The following is a 26,044-nucleotide window of genomic DNA, read 5'->3' as shown; positions in this document are numbered from 1 at the left end:
CGCGCTATGCCTGCTGGACAAGGTGCGGGCAGGATCTCCTTTGACCTCTGCGTTGCCGTGCCCGCCCTGCCGCGCATGCCCCGCTACACCGAACACGTTGGCAAAGCTGAGCACCCGCTCCGCGTGCCGGCCTCGCGCTATTTCCCGCTACTTCCGCGCGCCGCGCAGTTCGGTGACGATCTGCTGCAATACCTCCGGCGTCGCAGCCGCCGGATCGAGCGGCTCGCCGACGGCCAGCGTCAGCCGGCTCATCACGCCTTTGTGGACCGGCCGCGGCCAGCGCGCGTCGTTGGCGCGCGAAAACACGCTGCCCCACAACCCGCGCAGCGCCATCGGCACGACCGGCGCCGGCGTGCGGCGAATGATCTCGGTCACGCCGTGACGGAACGGATTCATCTCACCGGTCTTCGTCAGCTTGCCCTCCGGAAAGATGCAGACCAGATCGCCTTCGGCGAGCGCCTGCGCACAGCGCTCATAGGCGCGCTTCAGCAATTCCGGATTCTGATGCGCAGACGCGATCGGAATCGCCTTCGCGTGGCGGAATACCCAGCCGGCGAACGGCGTCTTGAAGATCTGATGATCCATCACGAAACGGATCGGCCGCGGGCTCTCGGCCATGATGACGATCGCGTCGACAAAGCTCACGTGGTTGCACACCAGCACGGCGGCGCCCTCTTCCGGAATGCGTTCGGCATGCACCAGACGAATCCGGTAGAACGTATGCACCAGCACCCACGCGACAAAGCGCAGCAAAAACTCGGGCACGAGAGAATAGATGTAGGTCGCCACCACGATGTTGAGCAGTGCGGTGACGAGGAAAATCGCCGGAATGCTGAAGCCGGCGGCGGTCAGGCCCATCGCCATCAGCGCCGAGACGATCATGAACAGCGAGTTCAGAATATTGTTCGCCGCAATGATGCGCGCCCGATGGCTCGGCTGGCTGCGGCTCTGGATCAGCGCATAGAGCGGCACGCTGTAGAAGCCGCCGAACATCGCCAGCAGGAACAGGTCGGCCAGCACGCGCCAATGGGCGGGCCGCGCAAGGAACTCGCCGACGCTCAACAGATGACCCGCGGCCGGCAACGCGTGGCTGGCGAAAAACAGATCGATCCCGAACACGCTCATGCCGATCGAGCCGAGCGGCACGAGGCCGATTTCGATACGCCGCTTCGAGAGCTTTTCGCACAGCAGCGAACCGATGCCGATGCCGATCGAGAACGTGCCCAGCAGCACGGTCACGACATCCGGATTGGCGGACAGCACGTCTTTCGCGAAGCGGAAAAACGACGACAGAAAGGTCGCGCCGACGAACCACAGCCAGGAAATACCCAGCAGGCTCAGAAACACCGTGCGGTTTTCGTGCGCCAGTTTCAGGTTGCGCCACGTCTCGCTGACCGGATTCCAGTTGATGCACAAATCGGGTTGCGGCGCCGGCGTGACCGGCACGAAGCTCGACATGGCCCGCCCGACCAGCGCAATCGCGACGCAGGCGCAAGCCAGCAGCACCGCGCCGTGCTCGGCGAAACCCGCCCCCGCACCGCCCACGATCGTCCCGATCAGGATCGCGACGAAGGTGCCCATCTCGACCAGGCCGTTGCCGCCGACCAGTTCCGGCTTCGACAGATGCTGGGGCAGGTACGAATACTTGACCGGCCCGAAGATGGTCGAATGCACGCCCATCAGAAAGGTGCACAGATACAGCAACGGCGCGCTATGCAGCCAGAAACCCGCGCCGCCAATCAGCATCACGACGATTTCGAAGCTTTTGACGAAGCGCGTCAGCATCGCCTTGTCGTACTTGTCGGCGATCTGACCGGAGGTGGCCGACAGCAGCACGAAGGGCAGGATGAAGATCGCCGAAATCAGGAACGCCGCGGTCTTCGGATCGACGCCGGAAAACCGCGCCGCCTGATAGGTGACGAGCGACGTGAAGCCGATCTTGAAGACGTTGTCGTTCATCGCGCCGAGGAACTGGGTCCAGAAAAACGGCGCGAAACGGCGCTGGCCGAGCAGGCGGAACTGGGACTCGTGCGCGTTATGAGCGCGGGCGGCGCGGCGGGCGGCGGGTAACGGACGATCGCTCATGAAGGTCGGAGAACGGGCTAAAAGAGCAACGATGGACGAAGGAACGTGCGCAAACCCGGCGCGAGGCAGAACACGGAGTCGACGCTAAACCGGACACAAAAAAGCGCACGCTTTCGCGCGCGCCTTCGGTGCACCTTCAAGCTCGCGGCAACGGATCGAGCGCCGCGGCGAGCCATCATGAATCAGCGCGCCGGTTGCTGTTCCTGCTGTTCTTCCGGCCAATCGCGGATGTATGCCTTGAGCATACGGTTTTCGAAGCCCTGCTCTTCGACCACGGCGCGCGCGACGTCGTAGAACGAGATGATGCCCATCAGCGTGCGGCTTTCCATGACCGGCAAATAGCGCACGTGATGCTCGAGCATCATGCGCCGCACTTCGTTGACGTCCGTTTCCGGCGTGCAGGTGAGCGGATGATCGTCCATTACCTTGCGGATCGTCGAGGTGCCGACGCTGCCGCCATTCTCGCTCAACGTCAGAATAATCTCGCGAAACGTCAGCATGCCGACGAGGTCGCCGTATTCCATCACGACCAGCGAGCCGATGTCGTGCTCGGCCATCGTATTGACTGCGTCGTGCAGCGTCGTATCCGGCGTGACCGTGAAAAGGGTGTTGCCTTTGACTTTGAGGATGTCGCTGACTCGCATGATCTGTCTCCGTAACGCCCGCTAAGCTTGCAAAGCATGAATGATTTTCGATCCTAGCGGAAAGACCCATAAAAGGAAAGCGGCCCGCCCGCCAAGGCGCAGCGGGGGTTCGCGCGCCGCGCCCGGCAAAACCCGGACTGCGCCCATCGGGAAAACCGCGCTTGAAGCGATTCGTGCCGGTGATAGGATGGCCGCCACTTTCACCTTTCGCGAGGCCGTCCGCGGCTTCGCCGCCCAGGATGTCCGCCAACCGTTTCGATACGCTTGCGCTGCACGCCGGCGCAGCTCCCGACCCCGCGACAGGCGCACGCGCCACGCCCATCTACCAGACTACCTCGTTTTCGTTCCGCGATTCGGACCACGCCGCGGCACTCTTCAATATGGAGCGCGCCGGCCACGTCTACTCGCGAATCTCGAACCCGACCGTGGCCGTGTTCGAAGAGCGCGTCGCCGCGCTGGAAAACGGCGCGGGCGCGATCGGCACGGCCAGCGGCCAGGCGGCGCTGCATCTGGCGATCGTCACGCTGATGGGCGCAGGCTCCCATATCGTCGCCTCCAGCGCGCTGTACGGCGGCTCGCACAACCTGCTGCACTACACGCTGCGGCGCTTCGGCATCGAGACGACCTTCGTCAAACCGGGCGATCTCGACGCGTGGCGCGCGGCGCTGCGCCCTAACACGCGCCTGCTGTTCGGCGAGACGCTCGGCAATCCGGGCCTCGACGTGCTCGATATCGCCAAGGTCGCGCAGATTGCGCATGAGCACCGCGTGCCGCTGCTGGTCGACTCGACGTTCACCACGCCCTACCTGCTCAAACCGTTCGAGCACGGCGCCGACTTCGTCTACCACTCGGCGACCAAATTCCTCGGCGGCCACGGCACGACGATTGGCGGCGTGCTGGTGGACGGCGGCACGTTCGACTTCGACGCATCGGGCCGCTTTCCCGAATTCACCGAACCCTACGAGGGCTTTCACGGCATGGTGTTCGCCGAGGAAAGCACGGTCGCGCCGTTCCTGCTGCGCGCGCGCCGCGAGGGCTTGCGCGACTTCGGCGCCTGTCTGCATCCGCAGGCTGCCTGGCAGCTGCTGCAAGGCATTGAGACGCTGCCGCTGCGCATGGAGCGACACGTCGCGAATACGCGCAAGGTGGTCGACTTCCTCGCCGCCCATGCGGCAGTGGAAACCGTCGCCTATCCGGAACTGCCGACGCATCCGGACCATGCGCTCGCCCAGCGTCTGCTGCCACGCGGCGCGGGCGCGGTATTCAGCTTCAATCTGCGCGGCGACCGCGCCGCCGGACGCAGCTTCATCGAAGCGCTATCGCTGTTCTCGCACCTCGCGAACGTTGGCGACGCGCGCTCGCTGGTGATCCATCCGGCATCGACGACGCACTTCCGCATGGATGCCGCCGCACTGGCCGCAGCCGGCATCGCCGAAGGCACGATCCGCCTTTCGATCGGCCTGGAAGATCCCGACGATCTGATCGACGACCTCAAACGCGCGCTGAAAGCCGCGCAGAAAGCGAGCGGAGCCACCTCGCCCAAAGCCGGCCCGTCCGGTCAATCCGCCGCGTCCGCTGCCGGCGGCGCGCCGCGCCCGGAGTCCGCATGATCCTTACCATTCAAGGCAAACCCGCCTACGCCTATACCGGCGGCAAACTGTTCGATGCCAGCTTGCCGACCGCCGTATTCATTCACGGCGCCGAGCACGACCACAGCGTATGGGCGCTGCAAACACGCTACTTCGCGCACCACGGCTTCGGCGTGCTGGCAGTGGATCTGCCCGGGCACTGCCGCAGCGACGGTCCGGCGCTTGCCACTGTTGCGGCCATGGCCGACTGGCTGGCCGCACTGCTCGACGCCGCCGGCGTGCAACGCGCATTCGTGGCCGGTCACAGCATGGGCTCGCTGGTCGCACTCGACTTCGCCGGCCGCTATCCGGAACGCGCGACGCACCTTGCTCTGCTCGCCACCGCCGTGCCGATGACCGTCTCCGACGCCTTGCTCGACGCCGCGATGCATCGCGAGCCCGATGCAATCGGCATGGTCAACCAGTGGTCGCATTCGACGCTCGCCGCCAAGCCTTCGTGCCCTGGCCCCGGCTTCTGGCTGCATGGCATGAACCAGCGGCTGATGGAGCGCGTCTCGGCGGGCGGCGAAGCACATCTGTTCCATACCGACTTCACCGCCTGCAACACTTACGCAGACGGCCTCGCGCGCGCCGCGCAGGTACGTTGCCCGACACGGCTGATCGTCGGCAGACGCGATGCGATGACGCCGCCGCGCGCGGCCAAAGCGCTCGCCGACGCCCTCGCGCAAGCCGGGGCACAGGTCGACACCGTCACGCTCGAAGCCGGTCACGCGCTGATGACCGAGCAGCCCGATGCCACACTCGACGCCCTGTTCAGCTTCGCCTCAAAGGCGGCAACCGCCGCCCGATAGTTGCCACGAACGCCACGAACGCCACGAATAGCCGCCGCTAACCATCACGAATGGTCACGATAGCCGCGCCGATGGGCGCGCGCCATCGGCCAAATGGCCAGGTTGCGCGCATGGCCCGATAGCCGCACAATGGATCCAAGCCTGTCCGCTTTCGAGCGCGCTTTGAGCACGTCGGCGCGCGGCGAAGCATCTTCTGATGCGACAGGCATGGAGTCGACAAGAGTCGAAATTCGGAGGCTGTGATGGCTCAAACCGCGCACACCGATCACTTCGCGAGTTTTGCGGAGTTCTATCCGTTCTACCTGAGCGAGCATCGCAACATGGTCTCCCGCCGGCTGCATTTCGTGGGTTCGCTAGGCGTGATCGGCTGTCTTGCCATGGCGCTCGCCACCGGCGACTGGCTATGGCTGCCCGCCGCCGTCGTCTGCGGATATGGCTTTGCCTGGGTCGGGCATTTCTTCTTCGAGAAGAACCGGCCGGCTACTTTCCGGCATCCGCTCTACAGCCTGATGGGCGACTGGGTGATGTTCAAGGACATCTGCATCGGCAAGATTTCGCTGTAGTTTCGCTGTAGTTTCGCTGTCTTTTTGCCGCAGTCTGGCTGCAACTTCAGGCGGCTTGATGCGGCATTGAAGAAGTGCCCTGCTCGTTTTCCTCGGCACGCGCCGCACGCGCGGCGGCGCGCGCCGCCAGCAGCGTGGCAAGCGTCACTTTCAGCTTGTCGTTCTCGAGTGCGGCCAGAAGCGTTGCGCCATCCACGCGCGTCGAGTTGAGTCCGAGCTGATATTCGAGTTCCGCGTGATCCATCACGAACAGGTTGAACAAGCGCTCGACGGTGATCTGCGCCGGATTCGCCAGCAAAAGAAAATGCGGCCGCATGCCGTCTTCCTGCAAGCACGCGATCCATTCGGTCTCCTCGAGCTTTTGCAGCAGATTGATCGTCGTGTCCATGTCGCGGCGAAGCAGGCGCGAGAGTTCCTGCAACGTGTAGCCGCGCTTGCCCGCATCGCGCGCTTCCGAAAGCCGGGCGAGCAGTTCGAGCGAGTCGAACAGATCGCTGCCTTCGAAAGTGGGCCGGTGGAACTGGCCGATGCGGATCGCCGGCAACGCGGACGCAATCATCGCGCCCGCCAGCGTGATGAACCAGCACAGGTACATCCACAGCAGGAACAGCGGGACCGCGGCAAATGCGCCGTACACCGCGGTGTAGGTGGGAATGCGCCGCACGTAATAACCGAAGCCGCGCTTGGCGAGTTCGAACGCAATCGCGGCGGTGATGCCGCCGATCACCGCGTCGCGCCATTCCACCCGGCAGTTCGGCAGATAGACGTAAAGAATCGTGAAGGCGAGCGCCGTCAGCGGCAGCGCGGCGCCGGTGAGCGCCCAATCGATCATCGCCGGGATACGCTGGGTCGCCGTGAACGCCATCGATTGCGTGAACAGATAGGACGAGATCGACAGGCTCACGCCGATCAGAATCGGCCCGAGCGTAATGATCGCCCAATACACCAATACGCGCTGCGCGAGCGGCCGCGCCTTGCGCACCCGCCAGATCACGTTGAAGGCGGATTCGACCGTCATCATCGTCATCACGGCGGTGAGGAACAGCACGATCATGCCGATCGTGGTGAGCCCCTTGGCCTTCGACGCGAACTGGTTCAGATACTTGAAAATCTGACTGTTGAGTTGCGCGGGCATCAGATGCTCGGCAAGAAAGAACTGCAGCGACTCCTGAAACGAGCTGAAAATCGGAAACGCGGTGAACAACGCGAACGCGACCGTGGCGAGCGGCACGAGCGCGAGCATGGTGGTGAACGTGAGACTGCCGGCCACCTGCGGAATGCGATCTTCGCTGCTGCGCTTCGCGGCAAACTGCGCGAGCCGTTTTAGCGTATCGAGATCGAAACGCACCCTGGACAACAAACCTACCTCCTCGCTTCATGAACCGGTGTCTGGGACAGTGCGCCAAGCCTGGCCGAACGGCTATACGTGGCCTGTGCAGCGGACCCAACCCCTATAATACCCGTTCACCAATGAGGCCTATGAAAGACATTCTCGTGCTCTATTACAGCCGCCACGGCGCCACGCGCGAGCTCGCGCTGGCGATCGCGCACGGCGTCGACAGCGTCCCCGGCATGCAGGCGCGCGTGCGTACCGTGCCGGCGGTTTCGACCGTCTGCGAAGCGACCCAGCCGGACATCCCCGCCGAAGGTCCACCCTATGTCGAACTGCGCGACCTCGAGGAATGCGCCGGTCTGGCGCTCGGCTCGCCAACCCGCTTCGGCAACATGGCCGCGCCGCTCAAATACTTTCTCGACGGCACCACGCCGCAATGGTTGTCAGGCGCACTGGCGGGCAAACCGGCGTGCGTGTTCACGTCGACCGGCAGTCTGCACGGCGGCCAGGAATCCACGCTGCTGTCGATGATGCTGCCGCTTCTGCATCACGGCATGCTGATCGTCGGCATTCCCTACACTGAAAACGCGCTGACTACCACGCAAACCGGCGGCACACCGTACGGCGCATCCCATTTCGCACGCGCGGGCAGCGCCGAACAAGGCATCTCCGCCGACGAAAAAACGCTCGCAATCGCGCTGGGCGCACGCGTCGCGCGCACGGCGGCGTCGATGAGCGAACGTCCGTGAGCGGGTCTGACGCCCGAACCTCCGTGAGCGCACCTGATACCCGACCGTCCGTGAGCGGGCCCGATGCCCGAACGTCCGTGAGCGCACCTGATACCCGGACGTCCGTAAGCGGGCCCGATACCCGGACGTCCGTGCGTGGACCGGATGCGGCAGGCGCCGGGGCATCGACAACAGATGCGACAGCGGCCAACGCATCAGCAACTGCAAGCGCCATGCCCGTGCAGCAAAACCACACAGCCGCGCTCGGCGCCACCGCGGCGCTACTCGCGCTGATCGTGTTGTCGGTCGCCTGGGAATGGTGGCTCGCGCCGCTACGGCCCGGCGGCTCGGCGCTGGTACTCAAAGCATTGCCGCTGCTGATCGCGCTGCCGGGCGTCTGGCGGCGCCGGCTTTACACGCTGCAATGGGCGTCGATGCTGATCTTGCTGTATTTTGCCGAGGGCATCGTCCGCGGCTGGAGCGACCACGGTTTGAGCGCGCGACTCGGCTGGCTGGAAACCGCGCTCTCTGTGGTTTTTTTCGTCTGCACGCTCGCGTATGTCGCGCCGTTCAAGCGCGCGGCAAAACAGGCCGCGAAACAGGCCGCCAAGCGAGCCACAAGGCAGACAACGAAGCAGGCAACCAGTCAGCAGGCCCAGCCCGGCGCCGAGTGAGGACAGCGCTCCCCGCCTAACCTATCCGCCGAACACCCTGACCGACCATCATGACCGAAGCCGTATTCCTCGCCGCCTGCCGCGACGCCATCGGCGCCGCCCACGTGCTGACCGACCCGCACGACACCGCCCCCTACCTCACCGACTGGCGCCGCCGTTACACCGGCGCGGCCTGCGCGGTGCTCTGCCCGGCCACATCTGAAGAAGTCGCGGCGCTCGTAAAGCTCGCCGTCGAACATCGCATCGCGCTGGTGCCGCAGGGCGGCAACACCGGCCTCGCCGGCGGCGCGACGCCGGATGCGAGCGGCGCGCAAGCGGTCGTCAGCCTGCGGCGTCTGAACCGCGTGCGCGACATCGACCCGCACAACAATACGATCACCGTCGAAGCCGGCGTCATCCTCGCCGAGGTGCAGAAGCACGCGGAGGAAGCGGGCCGGCTGTTCCCGCTGAGCCTCGCCGCCGAAGGCAGTTGCACGATCGGCGGCAATCTCGCCACCAACGCGGGCGGCACCGGCGTGCTGCGCTACGGCAACACGCGCGAATTGTGCCTGGGCCTCGAAGTGGTGACACCGCAAGGCGAACTGTGGGACGGCCTGCGCGGACTGCGCAAGGACAACACCGGCTACGATCTGCGCGACCTGTTCATCGGCGCGGAAGGCACGCTCGGCATCATCACCGCTGCCGTGCTCAAGCTGCATCCGCAGCCGGCCGCGCGCGTCACGGCGCTCGCCGCGCTCGCGTCGCCGCATGCGGCGCTCGATTTCCTGTCGCTGACGCAACGCGTCGCCGGACCGCTCCTGACCGGTTTCGAATTGATGTCTGACTTCTGTCTGCGGCTGGTCGGCCGGCATTTTGCGCAGATGCGCTATCCGTTCGCCGAGCCGCACGCGCAAGTGGTGCTGCTCGAACTGTCGGACAGCGAAAGCGAGGAACACGCGCGCGGCCTGTTTGAGCGCCTGATGGAAACCGCGCTCGAAGAAGGTCTGGTGGAAGACGCGGTGGTCGCGGAAAATCTCGCGCAATCGCAAGCCTTCTGGAATCTGCGCGAACACATTCCGCTTGCGCAGGCGGAAGAAGGTCTGAACATCAAGCACGATATCGCGGTGCCGATTTCGCGCATCGGCCACTTCATCGAGGAAACCGACGCGGCGATCGCGCAGGCAGTGCCGGGCGCGCGAATGGTCACGTTCGGCCATCTGGGCGACGGCAACCTGCACTACAACGTGCAGGCGCCCGAGGGCGTCGACGCCAAGGCGTTCCTCAAGGAATTTCAGAGCTCAATCAATCAGATCGTGTACGACAGCGTGCACCGTCACCGCGGCAGCATCAGCGCGGAACACGGGCTCGGTCAATTGAAGATCGACGAAGCGATGCATTACAAGCAGAACGTCGAGGTGCAGTTGATGCGCGCCGTCAAACGCGCGCTCGATCCGCTGAACCTGATGAACCCGGGCAAGGTGCTACGCTAACGTTAGAGGCCTCCGATTCGGGGCCGCCGCAGGAGCCGTTCGTGAAGATTCGAGTGCTGTCCGATCTGCATCTGGAGAACGACGAGCCCGAGCTGATCCCGCATGCGCAGGCGGATCTGATCGTGCTGGCCGGCGACATCCACAATCACGCGGCCGGGCCGCGCTGGGCCGCGCAAACTTTCGACGGCGCCGTGCCGGTGGTCTACGTGCCCGGCAATCACGAGTACTACGACGGCGAATTCGGCGCGCTCGAAACGGCGCTCTACGACGCGGCGGCCTCGGTCGATAACGTGTACGTGCTGAACAACGCCGCGCTGGTCGACCCGCAGGGCCGCTGGCGCGTGCTCGGTACGACCCTGTGGACCGACTTCGCGTTATACGGCGCCGACGAAGCCGCGCTCGCCCAATCCATCGAAGCCGCGCGCCGGGTGATGCTCGACTTCCGCGGCCTGATCCAGATGAACTGGCCGCACGACATGCTGGATGCTCCGCGCGATTTCACGCCCGCCGACTCCATCGCGCTGCACAGGCACGCGCGCGCATGGCTCGAGAGCGAACTGGCCAAACCGTTCGACGGCAAGACGATCGTCGTCACGCATCACGCGCCGCACCGGCTGAGTCTGGCCGGGCGCTACGCGGAAGACCGCGTGTCGGCCGGCTTCGTCAATCATTTGCCGGAACTGGTGCGTGCGCCCGTCGCGCTGTGGATTCACGGACATACGCATACACCGTTCGATTACACGGTGAACGGCACGCGCGTGGTGTGTAATCCGCGCGGCTATCTCGACCGGCGCACCCGTCAACTGGAAAATCCGCAGTTTGCCTGGGACAAGGTGGTAGAGATCTAGGGCCGGCTCGGGCCGATCCGGGTAGCCAGGCTAAGCGGCGCGCACTACGCTGTTGTCGTCGGCCGGGGTCGGCCGGGTAGTGACTGACGCGCCGACGCCCGTCGGCTTGATCGGCTTGATCGGCTTGATCGGCTTGATCGGCTTGATCGGCTTGATCGGCTTGATCGGCTTGATCGGCTCGATCGGCTCGATCGGCTCGATCGGCTCGATCGGCCGAATCAGTCATGCAGGTCAAGCCGGTCGCGTCTGGAGGTCGCTCATGTGTGGTCGAATCAGCCAGTACCGCGATCCGCTTCGTTATGCACAGCATCTCGGTCTCAACGATCCGCTGATGCTGTTCGACGCCGCCGACCGCCGCCCCGGCTACAACCTGTCGCCCGGCACGCATCCGCTCGCGATTTATCCTGACCAAACGCTGCGTGCGATCCACTGGGGTTACTGCCCAGACTGGGCGCGGGCGCAACATCTGCCGCAAACGATCAACGCCCGCGCCGAAACCGCGGCGCACGCCCGCTATTTCAAGGATCTGTGGAAAACCGGACGGGTATTGGTGCCGGCGGACGGCTGGTTCGAATGGCGCGTGGAGGCGGCGCCCGGCACGGATACCGGCGATGACGCGGTACAGAGCGCGGTACAGGGCACGACCCAAGGCACAACCCAGGACGCGGGAACGATCCGCCAGCCCTACTTCGTGCGCCTGAAAAGCGATGCACCGATGTATTTCGCCGCGCTATCGAGCGTGCGCGGCACCGCGCCGCAAACGGAAGGCATGGGATTGGTGATTGTGACGGCCACCGCCGACGCGGGCCTGATCGACGTGCATGACCGCCGCCCGCTAGTGTTCGCGCCGGATGCGGCGCGCCGCTGGCTGGACCCGGCGCTGCCGCCAGACGAACTCGAACAGCTCGCGCGCGGCGCCTGCGTACCCGCCGGGCGCTTTCGCTGGCACCGCGTGAGCCCCGAAGTGGACCGCACGCTCAATGACGAGCCGGGTCTGATCGAAGCGCTAGACTGAAACCGCGGTGCACCGGCCCCCCCAAAAAACTCAATAGCTAAAGCGTGCCTGCTGAATGCGCCAGCTGAATGTGCCAGCCAAGGCGGCAGTTAAGCGTGGCAGTTAAGCGCGGCAATTAAGCGAAGCGCAACAACCAGGCGTGCCAGCGAGGCACGTCAGCAAAACTCAGCGGTCGCGTCTTTGCGCAGACAAATCCGCCGGACGCTCGACCTTGATCGGCACCAGTTGCGGCTGCTGTTCACGCAGGCGGCGCAGCAAATCGCGCGATGCGGCGATGCCGATCAGTCCCAACATGACGGCCACGCCGATCATCAGATGCGTATCCATGAATCCCTCGTTCTTCCAGTTGTTGCGATTTGCCAAACGGCGGCTGACTGAACGCCTCCGGCTGAAGTCGGCAGCGCATGAACGACACGTTAGCAAATCGACCGCGGCGCAGAAGTAAGGAAATGTTGCGACGCCGCACTTCTGTAACAAGGCGTCACGGCCGGCGTGTCCGATCTGTCAACGGGCGGCGCCGCCGCGCCGCATCAGGTGCGCGCGAATTTGCGCAGCTCGGCCTGGTCGACCGCCAGCGTCGCGGGCAGCTCGTCGCGCAGAAATTCGACCCAGGTGCGGATTTTCGCGTCCAGATATTGCCGCGACGGATACAGCGCATACAGATTCATTTCCTGCGATGTGTACTCCGGCAACAGCCACACGAGTTCGCCGCTGCGCAAACCGCTGATCGCCGAGTAGATCGGAATCAGACCGACGCCCATGCCGCAGCATGCCGCAACCGCCATCGCTTCCGCCACGTTCACCTGGAACGTCGCCGGTCCCAAGGCGATCGTTTCCTCGCCGTTCGGGCCGTCGAAAGTCCATTTGTCGGTCGGAAATACCGGCGTGACCATTTGCAGACAGGTATGCCGCACCAGGTCCGCGGGCGTCTGCGGCACGCCGTGCCGCTCCAGGTAAGCCGGCGAAGCGCACGCAATGCTGAACGCGCTGCCGAGGCGCTGCGACACCAGCCCCGAGTCCGGCAGACCGGTGGCGAGCGTCAGCGACACGTCAAACCCTTCGTCGAGCAGATCGGGCATGCGCTGGGCGAGCGTCAGCTCGATATGCACGTCCGGATAGCGCTGCCGATAGCGGCCGACGGCCGGCACCACATAGTGCTGGCCGAAGCTCGTCATTGCGTGGACCTTGAGTTTGCCGGACGGCCGCGCGTGGGCGTCGCTCGCTTCCGCCTCGGCCTGATCGACGTACGCGAGGATCTGCTCGCAGCGTTGTAGATAGCGCTCGCCGGCCTCGGTCAACGCAATGCGGCGGGTAGTGCGGTTCAGCAGCCGCGTGCGCAGGTGCGCTTCCAGATCGGACACCGCGCGCGACGCGTACGCCGTGGTCGTGTTCAGGTGCTGCGCAGCACCCGTAAAGCTGCCCGCTTCGACGACGCGGACAAATACGCGCATGTTTTGAAGCGTATCCATACCATTCCTTGATGATCCGGAGCGATTGTTACACGATTCGCAAAGGCGATTATCTCATCTTCCGTAAAAATGCCTTGCACCTTTACCGGTTATTCCCCAATCAATCAAAAAATATAATGACGCACAAGGTTCTATAGCTATTTATGGAGGAAATCGTGCAGTCTCCGGTACCGAAAGGGGTCGCCGCCGCCGCGGTTCTTACGATCCTATTAACAATCGCCGGCTGTGCCAATACCGGAGGCATCGCGCCGCAAACCAGCGGAATCGAGCCCGCGTCGCTCGACGCGGGCAACGCCATCCGGGCAGCCAATGCCGACGCGCAATGGCCGGCCGCCGACTGGTGGCGCGCTTATCACGACCCGCAGCTCAATGAATGGATCGAAGCCGCGCAGGCGGGCAATCCGACGCTGGCCGTGGCGCAGGCGCGCGTGCGCGAAGCCGTGTCGATGGCGGGCGTGGCCCGTTCGGCGCTGTCGCCGCAGGTCAACGGCAGTCTGTCGATCCAGCGTCAGAAATGGGCCGACAACCTGTACTACGGCCCGGGCCCGCTCGCGGGCGAGCAATCGTGGAACAACACCGGCACGCTAGGGCTCTCGTATCACCTGGATATCTGGGGCAAGGACAGGAACGCCGCCGAACGCGCGCTCGACGCCGCGCATGCAAGCGCCGCGGATGCCCGCGCCGCCCAGCTCGAACTGGAAGGCAATGTGGTGCGCACGTACATCGAGATGTCGATGAACTACGCGCTGCTCGACATCGCCAAGGCCACGTTGCAGCAACAGCAGCAGATCGCCGATCTGGCCACGCGCCGTCTGAAGGGCGGCATCGGCACGCAGCTCGAAGTGAGCCAGGCCGAAACGCCGCTGCCGGAATACGAACGCCAGATCGATGCAATTGAAGAACAGATCGCGCTCGGCCGCAATCTGCTGGCCGCGCTGGCCGGCAAAGGTCCGGGCGCGGGCGATTCGATCCGCCGTCCGGCACTCGCGCTCGACGCGCCCGCCGGCCTGCCGGGCACGCTGCCCGCGGATCTGATCGGCCATCGGCCCGATGTGGTCGCGGCGCGCTGGACGGTGGCGGCACAGGCGCGCGGCATCGACGTCGCCAAGGCCGACTTCTACCCAGACATCAACCTGCTGGCGTCGATCGGCGGTTATGCGGCGATGGGGCCGCTGTTCCAGTTCCTGAAGAATCCGTCGCATAGCTGGAGCACCGGGCCGGCGCTGTCGCTGCCGATCTTCGACGGCGGGCGGCTGCGCTCGCAACTCGGCGCGGCGTCCGCGGGCTACGACGAGGCCGTGGATCGCTATAACCAGTCGATCGTCAGCGCGCTGAGGGACATCGCCGACCAGGTGGTGCGGATCCGCTCGCTCGCCACCCAGGCCGACGACGCCGATCGTTCGGTTGCGGCGGCCCGCAAGAACTACGAATTGTCCCGCGAAGGCTACCGGCGCGGCCTGACCGACTATCTGAACGTGCTGGTCGCGCAAAGCCAGTTGCTGCGCGCGCAGGAAGGCGTCGCGAAGATTCAGGCCGAGCGCCTCGGCGCGCATGCGTCGCTGATGACCGCGTTGGGCGGCGGCCTCGACGAACCGGCCAACGGTCCGCAGCAAAACGAAACGCTGCCGGGCTCCACGAGCCGCTTGTCCGCCAACGCAAACGCGGCCGAGTGAGGAAGCCGACCATGTCCGCCGCCCCTTCCCCCTCCTCGCCGCCGGCATCGTTCGCCGCGCTCTGCACGGCCGTCGCCGACTGGGCTCGCACCGACGGCCGCACATGGGTCTATCTGTTCAAAGCGCTCGCCGCCTGTTTTCTCGCGCTCGGCATCGCGATGAAGCTCGACCTGCCGCAACCGCGCACCGCGATGACCACCGTCTTCATCGTGATGCAGCCGCAAAGCGGGATGGTGTTCGCCAAGAGCTTCTACCGGATCTGCGGCACGCTGGTCGGCCTCGTCGTGATGCTCGCGTTCATCGGCCTCTTTGCGCAGCAGCCGGAAATGTTCATCGTCGCGACCGCGATCTGGGTCGGCATCTGCACCGCCGGCGCCGCGCGCAACCGCAATTTCAGGTCGTACGGTTTCGTGCTGGCCGGCTATACCGCCGCGCTGATCGGCATTCCGGCGTCGCAGCATCCGGACGGCGCGTTTCTGAGCGCCCTCACGCGGGTCGCCGAAGTGGTGGTCGGCATCGTTTGCGCGGGCGCGGTCAGCGGTCTCGTGTTGCCGCAATACGCCGGTTTGCAGATGCGCAGCACCGTGCGGGCGCGCTTCTCGGCGTTCGTCGAGTACGTGTCCGCGTCGCTGGCGGGCCGCAACGACCGCGCGCAGATCGAAGCGACCAACGCGCGCTTTGTCGCCGACATCGTCGGTTTCGAAGCGGCACGCAGCGTGGCCGTGTTCGAAGGCCCCGACTCGCGGATGCGCGGCGGTCGCCTCGCGCGTCTGAACAGCGAATTCATGACTGCATCGACGCGCTTTCACGCGCTGCATCAACTGATGAACCGGCTGCGAGACGCCCAAACGAGCGGCGCGGCCGTTGCGATCGAGGCGCTCGAACCGTACTTCAAGGAGATCGCCCCGCTGCTCGCGAAGTCCGGCGAGCCCGTGCTGAGCGCCGCCGACGCCGCGCATGCCGCCGCGCAACTCGATGCCTACAAGGCCGCCTTGCCCAAGCGTGTGCGCGAGACGCGCGCCGCACTGGAAACGCATGCGGACGCGCCGCTGCTCGACTTCGACACCGGCGCCGAATTGCTGTACCGCTTCGTCGACGATCTGCATGCGTACGCGGCGACTTACGCGTCGCTTGCTGTCGACAAGCACGAGCGCGAGCGCTGGATCGAGCGTTACGAGCCCAAGACCAACTCGATTGCCGCAGGCGTGGCCGGCTTGCGCGCGACCATCGTGATGATGGTGCTCGGCGCGTTCTGGATCGCGAGCGCGTGGCCGAGCGGTTCGACGCTCGTGCTGACTGCGGCAGCCACCTGCGCGCTGGCGTCGTCGTCGCCGAATCCGATGCGCACCGCGTTCCAGATGGCCGGCGGCACGCTGGCCGCCTCCGTGCTGGGGATGATCGCGGTGTTCGGCGTGTATCCGCACATCGACGGTTTTCCGCTGCTGTGCGCCGCGCTCACGCCGTTCCTGCTGCTCGGCGTATTCATGACGACGCGGCCGTCGCTGGCCGGCTACGGGATCGGCTACTGCATCTTCTTCTGCTTCCTCGCAGGACCGGACAACGTGATTCACTACGATCCGAGCGGCTTCATCAACGATTCGATCGCGCTGCTGCTGTCGATGCTGGTGGCGTCGATTGCCTTCGCGGTGCTGCTGCCGCCGTCGACGCCGTGGCTGCGCAATCGCCTGCTGACGGACCTGCGCCGCCAGGTGGTGGTGGCGAGCCGCGCGGGCATGAGCCGGGTGCGTTCGCGTTTCGAGAGCGGCGCGCGCGACCTGATGTCCCAGATCAACGCGCTCGCGCCAAGCGAGCCTGCGCTCAAGCGCGACACCTTGCGCTGGCTTTTCTCGGTGCTCGAAGTGGGCAACGCGATGATCGATCTGCGCCGCGAAGTGGCGGCCCTGCCCGCCGACGCGCGCTATGCGAAGACGATGCCGTGGCGCGTATCGCTGCGCGCGATGCGCGACGCGGTGACCGCGCTCTTCGAGCGGCCGCGCGCGGACCGCTTCGACCGCGCGCTGGCGGCGACCACCGATGCGATCGCCGCGGTTCAGCAGATGCTGGCGGTCTTTGCGCCGCCGCGTGAGGAGCGGCATCGGCTGCAACGCATCCTGAGTCAACTGCATTTCATTCGTACCGCGCTGCTCGATCCGCAATCGCCGCTTGAACCGCTGGTGAGCGGAGCTGCCGACGCGTCTGAAGGAGTTCGTCATGCCACGTGATATTGCCGTTTTCGACGCCTACGTGCCGGCCATCGTGCTGCTGTTTATCGCGGGCGCCGCGCTTACCTGGGTGTTGGACCGTGTGATTGCCCATACGGGCTTGTATCGCGTGGTGTGGCATCCGTCCCTGTTCCGGGCCAGCTTGCTCGTGTGTGTGTGCGGCGTGCTGGGTCTCGCCGTTTATCGTTGATCAGAATCGAAACATGACCATTCGAAATATTGTGGGCTTCGTCGCGACAGCCGTTATTTTTATCGTCGCGATTTTGATTGGACGCGTGCTGTGGGCTCATTACATGGATGAACCCTGGACGCGCGATGGGCGCGTGCGCGCCGAGATCGTCAATGTGGCGCCGGACGTGTCGGGTGCGGTGGTCGATATGCCTGTCAAGGACAACCAGTTGGTGAAAAAAGGCGATCTGTTGATGCAGATCGATCCGTCGCACTATGAGATCGCAGTGGAGCAGGCGCAGGCGGCGGTTGCCGCGCGCAAGGCCGAATTGCAGATGCGCCGTGACGATGCGCAGCGGCGCGCGGACATGGATGCTTTGGTCGTGTCCAGGGAGAGCCGCGAGAACGCTACGCACACTGCGTCGGCGGCTGACGCTGCCTTTCAGCAGGCTCTGGCCGCGCTCGATGCGGCCAGGCTGAACCTGGCGCGTACGCGGGTGGTGTCGCCTGTCGACGGTTACGTCACCAATCTCAATGTTTTTCGCGGCGACTATGCGACTGCTGGTTCTGCCAGGCTGGCTATTGTCGATAGCCATTCCTTCTGGGTTTATGGGTACTTTGAGGAGACGAAGCTTCCTCATGTTCGCGTCGGCGACAAGGCTGAAGTTCGGCTGATGAGCGGTGGCACCCTGCAAGGACATGTCGAGAGCATCTCTCGAGGAATCTATGATCGGGATAACCCCGAAAGCCGCGAGTTGCTGGCGGATGTCAATCCGACTTTCAACTGGGTGAGATTGGCACAGCGCGTGCCTGTCAGGGTGAGGATCGATTCTGTGCCCGATGATGTCGTGCTCGCAGCGGGGATTACTTGTACGGTTGTTGTCAAACCCAGCTGATGTGTTTTGCCATGCGGCGGTGTTGGCCTCGGTGTTGGCCTCGGTGTTGGCCTCGGTGTTGGCCTTTTAGCCATTCCGGTTCCGCATCCAGTCGGCGGTCTCGAAGAACGACCCCAGCAGCCTCTCGCGCAGCGATTCGGCAAGCCCCACGTCCTCCATGGCCCAGGCCATACACCTGAGCCACTGATCCCTCTCGCTGGAAGCGATGGCGAACGGCAAATGCCGAGCCCTCAACCGAGGATGCCCAAAGCGGCTGATGTAATGATCAGGCCCGCCCATCCATCCGCACAGAAACCAGAAAAACTTGTCCCTCGAACCTTCGAGCGACTCCGGATGCAAAGCCCGAATCCCGGCGAATTCGGCTTCGAGATCCATCAAGTCGTAAAACCGGTCGACCAGCTCGCGCACGCGAGCTTCACCGCCCACCAGTTCGAAGGCCGTCGGTCCCGCCGCGGACACTTCGTCGTTAAGATCGCTCATACCCAGTCACACGACAGAAGAGAAAATTCACGCATCCCGCAGCGATTGCAACGCCGGCCGCGACAGCACATGCCGCAAGCTGAGCCAGCCGCCGACACCGGCGCAGGCAATCCCGGCAGCAACGCCCGCCGACAACAACCACGGATCGAAACTCAGATAAAACTCGAACACGCGGGTCGCCAGCACCCACCCGATCGCCTGCGCGCCGATCGCCGCCATCAGCCCCGCCAGCGCACCCACCGCGACAAACTCGGCAATCTGCACCGCCCGCACCTGGCGATGCGACGCCCCCAGCGCACGCAGCAGCGCGGATTCTCGCATACGCTCGTCGCGTGTGCCGGCCAGCGCCGCATACAGCACGAGCACGCCGGCCGCGAGCGTGAACGCAAACAGGAACTGCACCGCGCCGATCACCTGCTGCAACACGCGCTGCACCTGCGCGAGAATCGGCCCGGTGTCGATCGCGGTGAGGTTCGGATACGCGGCAATCAGGCCGTCGATCGTCGCCCGCTGCGAAGGCGGCAGATGAAAACTGGTGATGAACGTCGCCGGGAAATCCTGCAAGGCAGCCGGCGGCATCAGCACGAAAAAGTTGACCTTGAACGAACCCCAATCGAGCTTGCGCACACTCGTCACGGGCGCGTCGATCTGCAAACCCGTCACGTCGAAGCGCAGCGTGTCACCAGGCTTCACGTCGATCAGTTTCGCCAGCCCCTGCTCGATCGAAATCTGCGGCGTTTTCGTGTCGCCGTACCACGTGCCCGCAGAAAGCCAATTGTCTTCGGGCAGCGTCGTCGTGTATGACAGATTGAATTCGCGGTCCACGAGGCGCTTTGCATCGTCGCCTTTGAACGCGTCCGGATTCACCAGCTTGCCGTTGATCGCGATCAGCCGGCCGCGCACTGTTGGCGAGAGCACGGTGCCGGGCACGCCATGCGCGCCCAGATATTGCGTGACGGCCTCGCGTTGATCGGGCTGGATGTCGATGACGAATTCATTCGGCGCATCGGGCGGCGTCGATTTGCGCCAGCCGGCTACCAGGTCGTTGTGCGTCATCGCGATCAGCAACAGGCACATCAGGCCGATGCCGAGCGCGGTGATCTGCAGCGCGCTCGCACTGCTGCGCCGCTCCAGCGACGCCAGCGCATACCGCCAGCCGATCCCCGCATTGACGCGCTCGCTGCGCACGAAACGCGCGGCGCCCCACAACGCCAGCCGCGCGATGCACGCGAAAACCAGCAAGCCGCCCGCAAAGCCGCCCGCGACGATGCCGCCGAGCTTCAGCTCGCCCGCCGCGACGATCAGCAGCGCAGCGAACAGCGCGATGCCGAGGGCGTATGCGGCCCACGCGGTGCGCCCCGCCTCGCCCCATTCGCGCCGCAGCACCCGCACCGGCGGCACGCGCGTCAACGGCAAGAGCGGCGGCAACGCAAAGCCGAGCAGCAACACGAGACCCGCCGCGATGCCTTCGAGCGCCGGCCATGCGCTCGGGTACGGCAGCACGACATCGATCAGACTGCCGAGCCACGTCAGCAGCACCAGATGCCCCGCATAGCCGAGCGCCACGCCCGCCGCGCCGCCCATCAAACCGAGGCCGGCGAATTCGAGCGTGAAGAGCGCGCGCAGCGTCGCTTGACTGACGCCGAGGCAGCGCATCGCCGCGCAGCTGTCCAGATGCCGGCGCATATAACGGTGCGCGGCCATCGCAATCGCGACGGCCGCGAGCAATGCCGTGAGCAGCGAGACGAGCGTGAGAAAGTGGCTCGCGCGGTCGAGCGTCTGGCGCACTTGCGGCTGGCCGTCCTGCAACGACTCGAGCGCGACGCCGCGCATCTTGCCGCCGTCGACCCTGTCATGCGCGAACCGGGCGAAGCGCGCGACCGACTCATCCGTGCCCGCCACCAGCAGCCTGTACGTCACGCGGCTGCCGAGTGTGATGAGGCCGGTCGATTGGACCTCGTCGGCGCGCACCATCAAACGCGGCGAGAAATTGACGAACGAGAAGCCGCGATCCAGTTCGCGCGTGATCACCGCGCCGATCGTGAAACTGCGGCTGCCGACCTTGACCGCGTCGCCGACATGCAGCTTCAACGCGTCGAGCAGCGCCTGATCGACCCAGACGGTGCCCGGCGGCGGAATCGATTGCGCGGGATGATCCGCCGCACCGGGCGCGGGTGCGATCCGCAACGCGCCGCGCAACGGATAACCCGGCGACACCGCCTTGATCGCGGCGAGGCGCGAAACCGGCTGCGCGCCGCTCGAATTGATCATGCTGGGAAAGATGGCGGTGCTGGCCGTATTCAGACCGAGCGCCCTGGCTTGCTGAGAAAACTGAGGATTGACCGGATGATCGGCGCGCACGATGAAATCGGCGGCGATCATCCGGCGCGCGTCGCGCTCGAGCCCCTGGTGCAGCCGGTCGGCCAGAATACCGACACTCGACAAAGCCGCGACGGCCAACACCAGCGCCAGCAGCAGCATGGTCAGTTCGCCCGCGCGCCAGTCGCGCGCCGTCATGCGGATAGCCTGGCGCAGCAAATCGGTGCCGCTAAACCGGCGCTTTGGTACGACGCGCGCCGTCGAACCTCGTACTGTATCGCTCAATCGTGCCTGCTCCTGACCAAACGCGACACCATGTGCGTCGCCATCCCGCGAAAACCGCCCTGAACCCCGCGCCAGAGCCGCGGCAACGCCCAACTCGCCAGCATCAGGAAACCCACCATCAGCACCAGAAACACGAGCGGCACGAACAGCGCAAGCAGCACGCCGCCGACCACGAGACCGTCTTCAGCGGTCGAGGTCACGACATTGGACACCGGTTCCGGCGACAGATTGATCAGCGCGCGCGTGCCCGCTTTCGCCAGATGCGCCGTGCCCGCCAGCGTGCCGCCCGCGAGTGCGGCGACCGTCAGCAGCGCCGGGTCGGCATGGCCGAGCGCGCCGGCGGCCAGCATGGCGCCGGCCGGAATCCGGATAAAGGTGTGGATCGCGTCCCACAACGAATCGAAGGCGGGGATTTTGTCGGCGAGGAATTCGGCGACCGTCAGCGCGGCTGCGACGCCGATCACCCACGGCGAAGACAGTGCGGACAGCGTGTCGGGGAGATGGATGAGGCCGAGACGTTCGAATACGCCGGCCAGCAGAACCGTCAGATAGAGGCGCAGCCCGCTGCCCCACGAAAGGCCAGCAGCAAGCGAAAGTGATTCAAGCATGGCCGCCTCCAGGCGCGCTGTGCGTGCGGGGCGCTCCGACGGGCAAGGGCAAGGGAGCCGCCGCACCGAAGTCGTCAGACCCGCGCCAAGCCGGCCGCGCCAAATGGGCCGCGGGCAATTTCAGGTTGGATTCAACTTCATTATAGCCACGTTAATTCGCAGACCGCAGAGCGGCTAACAAATGGCGGTCTCTCATAGGGCGCGAGCAGCGCGCACGGTCTGCGGCAGCAAGCCGGTCGACGGCGATCGACGGCGGTCGACGGCAGACGGGCTCCGGACAGCGTCAAACCGCGCCGACCAGCCGGTATCCGACACCCGTCTCGGTGACGATATGTTCGGGCTGCGCCGGATCCCGCTCCAGCTTGCCGCGCAAATGCGCCATATAGATACGCAGATAGTGATGGCTCTCAACATGCGACGGCCCCCATACGTCGCGCAGCAGTTGCCGGTGCGTGAGCACGCGGCCGGCGTGGCGCACCAGCGTCGCCAGCAGCCGGTATTCGATCGGGGTCAGATGAACCGCGGCGCCGTCGCGGCTCACCTGGCGCAAGGCCAGATCGACGGTGACCGTACCGAAACGCACCAGCGGCGATTCGTTGGCGCCGCCTTGATTGCGCCGCCGCATATGCGCGCGAATTCGCGCCAGCAATTCGGAGACGCCGAACGGCTTGGTCAGATAGTCATCCGCGCCGGCGTCGAGCGCGGCGACCTTCTCGCTTTCCTGGGTGCGCGCCGACAGCACGATCACCGGCAATTCGCTCCAGCCGCGCAGTTCGCGGATCACGTCGAGGCCGTCGGTGTCGGGCAAGCCGAGATCGACGATCACCAGATCGGGCTTGCGCGTCGCGGCTTCGACGAGACCTTGCTTGCCGGTTTCGGCGTCGTGCACCACGATGCCCTCGCCTTCCAGCGCCGTTCGGACGAAGCGGCGGATCTGCTTTTCGTCTTCGATCAGGACGACGGTGATGCTGGGGTCACTCATGGGTCGGCTTGGAAAGCGGGTTGTGAGGTGAATTGCGTTCGAGCGGGGCCTCGGCAGCGCGCTCCCGTGGTTGCGGCGATTCCGCCGCCGCGGCGTCGGGCTTGCCTTGCGCCGTCGTGCCGTCGGGCGCCGTCGATGCCGATCCCGGTGCCGCTTCCGATGCCGGTGCCGCTTCCGATCCCGGTGCCAATGCCGCTTCCGATGCCGCTTCCGAATCACCGGGCAATGCGCCGATGTCCTCGTCTTCCAGCGCGTCAGGCGCGGCGGGCGGCGTTTCCACCGGCAGCATGAACCAGAAGCGCGCGCCTTCGACGCGACCGTCCGCCGTCATCCGGTTGAGCGCGCCGATTGTACCGCCGTGCGCCTCGACGATCGCGCGGCAAATCGCGAGGCCGAGACCGATGCCCGGCTTGGCCGACTCTTTCTCGCCGCGCGTGAACTTCTCGAACACGCGTGCCTCCATGCCGGCGGGCAAGCCCGGCCCCCCATCGTCGACAGTGACGCGCACGAACTGCTTGCCGCCTTCCTCGATCACTTGCGCGCCGATCGTCAGAGGTGTGTCGGCGGCCGTGTACTTGGCCGCGTTCTCGAACAGATTCGAAAAGAGCCGCTCCATCAGCACGGCATCGAGGTGCAACAGCGGCAAATCCGCGGGCAGCTTCACCTGCACCGGATGATCCGCCAGCACGCGCCGGCAGGCACGCAACGCGGCGCCGACCGTCTCTTCGAGCAGGGTCCATTGCCGGTTCAGTTGCAAACTGCCCGCCTGCAGGCGCGCCATGTCGAGCAGATTCGTGACGATGCCGGTCATGCGCAGCGCTTCTTCGTGGATCGCTTCCACCAGATCGTCGCGAGGCTGCGCGCCGGAGTGTGCTTCACGCGACTGCGCGAGCATCGACGAGAAGCCGACGATTGTCGTCAACGGCGTGCGCAAGTCGTGCGAGATCGCTGACAGCAGCGAATTGCGCAAGCGCTCCGACTCCATGTTGACCAGCGCATCGCGTGCGATTTCGACGTAATGCACCCGCTCCAACGCCAGCGCGATCTGCGCGGCGAACGCGTCGAGCATCCGTTGCTGTTCGGGCACGTCGAGCTCGCCTTCGTTGCGCATCACGACGGCGAGCACGCCGCGCGTGCGCATCGGCGCCTTGAGCGGCAGGTACAGCGCAGCGGCGGCAGGCAGCGTATCGGTGCCATGTCCGGCCGGTTTCTGCTGATCGTAGACCCACTGCCCGACGTCGATATCGAGCATCTCGCCTTCGAGCGTAATCGCCGCGTCGGGGTCTTCGATCTTCTGCTTCACCTGGTCGGCGCTGTCCGGCAACAGGATCGCGACACGCGCGCCGAACACCTCGCTGACGTGCCGGCTGCCGATGCCGACGATCTGCTCGGTCGCCAGCGCCGCGGCCAGTTCGCGCGCCATCGCGTACATCGCGCCGGTGCGCTGTTCGCGGCGGCGCGCGACGCTCGCCTCGCGGCGCAAGCTCGAGGTCAGATGGCTGATCACGAGCGAGGTCAGCAACATGCCGAAGAAGGTCAACAGATACTGCGTATCGGAGACCGACAGCGACATCCGAGGCGGCACGAAAAAGAAATCGAACGCGGCGACGCTCAGGAACGACAGCACGACACCCGGTCCGCGGCCCAGCTTCACGGCCGTGAAAATCACGCCGAGCAGGTACAGCATCACGAGGTTCGTCAGATCGATATGGTCGATCAACTGGCTCGACAGCAGCGTGATGCCCGCGCAAATGGCCAGCGCGAAACCGTAGGCGCGTGGCGGCGAACGACGCTCGCGCGCCGCGCTCAATGCCTCGCGCCACGCGTTCGCAGTGGTGTTCAGCAAACGGCGCTGCTCGCCGCCATCGCGTTCCGACGACGCGCGGATCAAGGTGAGATCGAGGTCGCCCGCGCGTTCGGCGATGCGCTCCCCAAGCGGTCGACGCAGCTGGCGCCGCACGCCGGTGCGCGACGACGCCCCCGCAACCAGCTTCGACACGTTGCGCGCCTGCGCATAGCCGATCAAGGCGGCGACCGCATCGGTGCCCGCGAGCGTCGCGGTTTCCGCGCCGAGTTCGGCCGCGAGCTTCAAAGCGTTCAGCGTGCGTTCGCGGCGCGCGGCGGGCAAACGCTGCAGCGCCGGCGTTTCGACATACACGGCGATCCAGTCGGCTTTCAAACTGGCCGCGAGACGCGCCGCGGCCCGCACCAGCATCGGCGCTTCCGGGCCGGGACCGACACACACCAGCAAGCGCTCACGCGCCTGCCAGATGCGCTGGATCGAACGGTCCGCGCGATATTCCCGCATCTGCGCGTCGACGCGATCCGCGGTACGGCGCAGCGCGAGTTCACGCAGCGCAATCAGATTGCCTTTGCGAAAGAAGTTGCGCACTGCGCGCTCGGCCTGCTGCGGCATATACACCTTGCCGTCGCGCATCCGGTCGAGCAGTTCCTCGGCGGGCAGGTCGACCAGCGTGACTTCGTCGGCGCGATCGAACACACGGTCGGGCACCGTCTCCCAGACGCGAATGCCGGTGATCTGGCCGACCACGTCGTTCAGGCTTTCGAGGTGCTGGACATTGACCGTCGTGTAGACGTCGATGCCCACGTCGAGCAGTTCGTAGACGTCCTGCCAGCGTTTCAGATGCCGTGCGCCCCGCACGTTCGAGTGCGCGAGTTCGTCGACCAGAATCAGTTGCGGCTTGCGGGCAAGCGCGGCGTCGAGGTCGAACTCGCCGAGCTTGCGGCCGCGATACTCGATCTGCATGAGCGGCAGCACGTCGAGACCGTCGAGCAGCCTGGCGGTTTCGTCGCGGCCATGCGTCTCCGCAATGCCGACCACCACGTCCGCGCCTTCATCCAGACGGCGGCGTGCGGCCTGCAACATCGCATAGGTCTTGCCGACCCCAGCGGACGCGCCGAAAAAAATCTTCAGCTTGCCCCGCTGACGTTTCTCTTCGTCGCGTTGCAGCTTGTCGAGCAATTCGTCAGGATCGGGGCGGTTCATGCTCAATGGTTCTCATAGTAAGGCGAGCGCTGGTGCATGCATGGTGGCACGGTAGCAGCCAGGCTGCAAACGACGGACCGCCCGCGAACGGCGGCTACCGCATTGGCGACCACCGCGTTGACGGCCACCGCGAATG

Annotated in this window: 22 protein-coding genes; 12 read left to right on the top strand and 10 right to left on the bottom strand. The window is 65.4% G+C overall.

The genetic code is table 11. The annotated features are described in order from the left end of the window. Positions 1–147: 147 nt before the first annotated feature. A complete protein-coding gene (locus tag AC07WT_RS05680; RefSeq protein WP_494946354.1) occupies positions 148–2,085 on the bottom strand; it encodes an MFS transporter in 1,938 nt (645 codons plus the stop codon). A 182-nt stretch (positions 2,086–2,267) separates the two neighbouring features. Next, the gene (locus tag AC07WT_RS05675) at positions 2,268–2,729 is read right to left on the bottom strand and encodes a CBS domain-containing protein (RefSeq protein WP_492592117.1); all 462 of its coding nucleotides are present in this window, start codon (positions 2,727–2,729) and stop codon (positions 2,268–2,270) included. Between the two features lie 239 nt (positions 2,730–2,968). Between AC07WT_RS05675 and AC07WT_RS05670 the strand changes: the two genes are divergently transcribed. The 3 genes from AC07WT_RS05670 (at position 2,969) to AC07WT_RS05660 (ending at position 5,732) form a co-directional block, all read left to right on the top strand. Then, on the top strand, positions 2,969–4,339 hold the full coding sequence (locus tag AC07WT_RS05670) for an O-acetylhomoserine aminocarboxypropyltransferase (protein ID WP_494946353.1): 1,371 nt from the start codon (positions 2,969–2,971) through the stop codon (positions 4,337–4,339). Further along, positions 4,336–5,169, top strand: coding sequence for an alpha/beta fold hydrolase (locus AC07WT_RS05665; protein ID WP_492592119.1), 834 nt, complete (start codon positions 4,336–4,338; stop codon positions 5,167–5,169). The genes AC07WT_RS05670 and AC07WT_RS05665 overlap by 4 nt, the downstream gene beginning before the upstream one ends. A gap of 242 nt (positions 5,170–5,411) precedes the next feature. Next, positions 5,412–5,732, top strand: a complete 321-nt coding sequence (locus AC07WT_RS05660; protein ID WP_115103979.1) for an Mpo1-like protein — start codon at positions 5,412–5,414, stop codon at positions 5,730–5,732. Between the two features lie 46 nt (positions 5,733–5,778). On the opposite strand, the gene AC07WT_RS05655 is transcribed toward AC07WT_RS05660, so the two are convergent. Further along, a complete protein-coding gene (locus tag AC07WT_RS05655) occupies positions 5,779–7,092 on the bottom strand; it encodes a YihY family inner membrane protein (protein ID WP_494946352.1) in 1,314 nt (437 codons plus the stop codon). A gap of 119 nt (positions 7,093–7,211) precedes the next feature. On the opposite strand from AC07WT_RS05655, the gene wrbA reads away from it, so the two are divergent. The 5 genes from wrbA (at position 7,212) to AC07WT_RS05630 (ending at position 11,799) form a co-directional block, all read left to right on the top strand. Then, positions 7,212–7,814 (top strand): NAD(P)H:quinone oxidoreductase, encoded by a 603-nt coding sequence (gene wrbA, locus AC07WT_RS05650; protein WP_494946351.1) that lies wholly within the window; start codon positions 7,212–7,214, stop codon positions 7,812–7,814. A gap of 212 nt (positions 7,815–8,026) precedes the next feature. Further along, on the top strand, positions 8,027–8,467 hold the full coding sequence (locus AC07WT_RS05645; protein WP_494946350.1) for a DUF2069 domain-containing protein: 441 nt from the start codon (positions 8,027–8,029) through the stop codon (positions 8,465–8,467). A 50-nt stretch (positions 8,468–8,517) separates the two neighbouring features. After that, positions 8,518–9,936 (top strand): FAD-binding oxidoreductase, encoded by a 1,419-nt coding sequence (locus AC07WT_RS05640; RefSeq protein ID WP_494946349.1) that lies wholly within the window; start codon positions 8,518–8,520, stop codon positions 9,934–9,936. 41 nt (positions 9,937–9,977) lie between these two features. Further along, positions 9,978–10,784, top strand: coding sequence for a metallophosphoesterase (locus tag AC07WT_RS05635; protein ID WP_492592123.1), 807 nt, complete (start codon positions 9,978–9,980; stop codon positions 10,782–10,784). A gap of 259 nt (positions 10,785–11,043) precedes the next feature. Then, positions 11,044–11,799 carry an SOS response-associated peptidase gene (locus tag AC07WT_RS05630; RefSeq protein ID WP_494948383.1) on the top strand — a complete coding sequence of 252 codons (756 nt, stop codon included), beginning with the start codon at positions 11,044–11,046 and terminating at the stop codon, positions 11,797–11,799. 165 nt (positions 11,800–11,964) lie between these two features. On the opposite strand, the gene AC07WT_RS05625 is transcribed toward AC07WT_RS05630, so the two are convergent. Together AC07WT_RS05625 and AC07WT_RS05620 are read right to left on the bottom strand one after the other, a co-directional pair. Next, entirely contained in the window at positions 11,965–12,126 is a 162-nt protein-coding gene (locus tag AC07WT_RS05625; protein WP_492592125.1) for a hypothetical protein, read from the bottom strand. 203 nt (positions 12,127–12,329) lie between these two features. Beyond that, entirely contained in the window at positions 12,330–13,268 is a 939-nt protein-coding gene (locus tag AC07WT_RS05620; RefSeq protein ID WP_494946348.1) for a LysR family transcriptional regulator, read from the bottom strand. Between the two features lie 155 nt (positions 13,269–13,423). Here AC07WT_RS05620 and AC07WT_RS05615 point away from each other — a divergent pair, with 155 nt between their 5' ends. Genes AC07WT_RS05615 through AC07WT_RS05600 form a run of 4 tightly spaced genes read left to right on the top strand, consistent with a single transcriptional unit; the run spans position 13,424 to position 18,227 of the window. Beyond that, on the top strand, positions 13,424–14,941 hold the full coding sequence (locus tag AC07WT_RS05615) for an efflux transporter outer membrane subunit (RefSeq protein ID WP_494946347.1): 1,518 nt from the start codon (positions 13,424–13,426) through the stop codon (positions 14,939–14,941). Positions 14,942–14,952: 11 nt separating this feature from the next. Beyond that, positions 14,953–17,163, top strand: coding sequence for an FUSC family protein (locus AC07WT_RS05610; protein WP_494946346.1), 2,211 nt, complete (start codon positions 14,953–14,955; stop codon positions 17,161–17,163). Next, positions 17,153–17,353, top strand: a complete 201-nt coding sequence (locus AC07WT_RS05605; protein ID WP_492592129.1) for a DUF1656 domain-containing protein — start codon at positions 17,153–17,155, stop codon at positions 17,351–17,353. The genes AC07WT_RS05610 and AC07WT_RS05605 overlap by 11 nt, the downstream gene beginning before the upstream one ends. Positions 17,354–17,366: 13 nt before the next feature. Next, positions 17,367–18,227, top strand: a complete 861-nt coding sequence (locus tag AC07WT_RS05600; protein ID WP_494946345.1) for an efflux RND transporter periplasmic adaptor subunit — start codon at positions 17,367–17,369, stop codon at positions 18,225–18,227. A 66-nt stretch (positions 18,228–18,293) separates the two neighbouring features. Here AC07WT_RS05600 and AC07WT_RS05595 read toward each other — a convergent pair whose 3' ends face one another. From AC07WT_RS05595 to AC07WT_RS05575, 5 genes are all read right to left on the bottom strand, one after another. Beyond that, a complete protein-coding gene (locus AC07WT_RS05595; protein WP_494946344.1) occupies positions 18,294–18,707 on the bottom strand; it encodes a group II truncated hemoglobin in 414 nt (137 codons plus the stop codon). A gap of 27 nt (positions 18,708–18,734) precedes the next feature. Next, positions 18,735–21,311 carry an ABC transporter permease gene (locus tag AC07WT_RS05590; protein ID WP_494946343.1) on the bottom strand — a complete coding sequence of 859 codons (2,577 nt, stop codon included), beginning with the start codon at positions 21,309–21,311 and terminating at the stop codon, positions 18,735–18,737. Beyond that, complete coding sequence (locus AC07WT_RS05585) at positions 21,308–21,919, bottom strand: DUF4126 domain-containing protein (protein ID WP_492592133.1); 612 nt, start codon at positions 21,917–21,919, stop codon at positions 21,308–21,310. Before AC07WT_RS05585 ends, AC07WT_RS05590 begins: the two co-directional genes overlap by 4 nt. Before the next feature lie 283 nt (positions 21,920–22,202). Next, entirely contained in the window at positions 22,203–22,901 is a 699-nt protein-coding gene (kdpE, locus tag AC07WT_RS05580; protein ID WP_494946342.1) for a two-component system response regulator KdpE, read from the bottom strand. After that, positions 22,894–25,908, bottom strand: coding sequence for a DUF4118 domain-containing protein (locus tag AC07WT_RS05575; RefSeq protein ID WP_494946341.1), 3,015 nt, complete (start codon positions 25,906–25,908; stop codon positions 22,894–22,896). Before AC07WT_RS05575 ends, kdpE begins: the two co-directional genes overlap by 8 nt. Positions 25,909–26,044 lie beyond the last annotated feature (136 nt).

The organism is Paraburkholderia sp. GW821-FHT02A12 (assembly GCF_059422005.1).
This window is presented reverse-complemented; position numbering and strand designations above follow the sequence as displayed.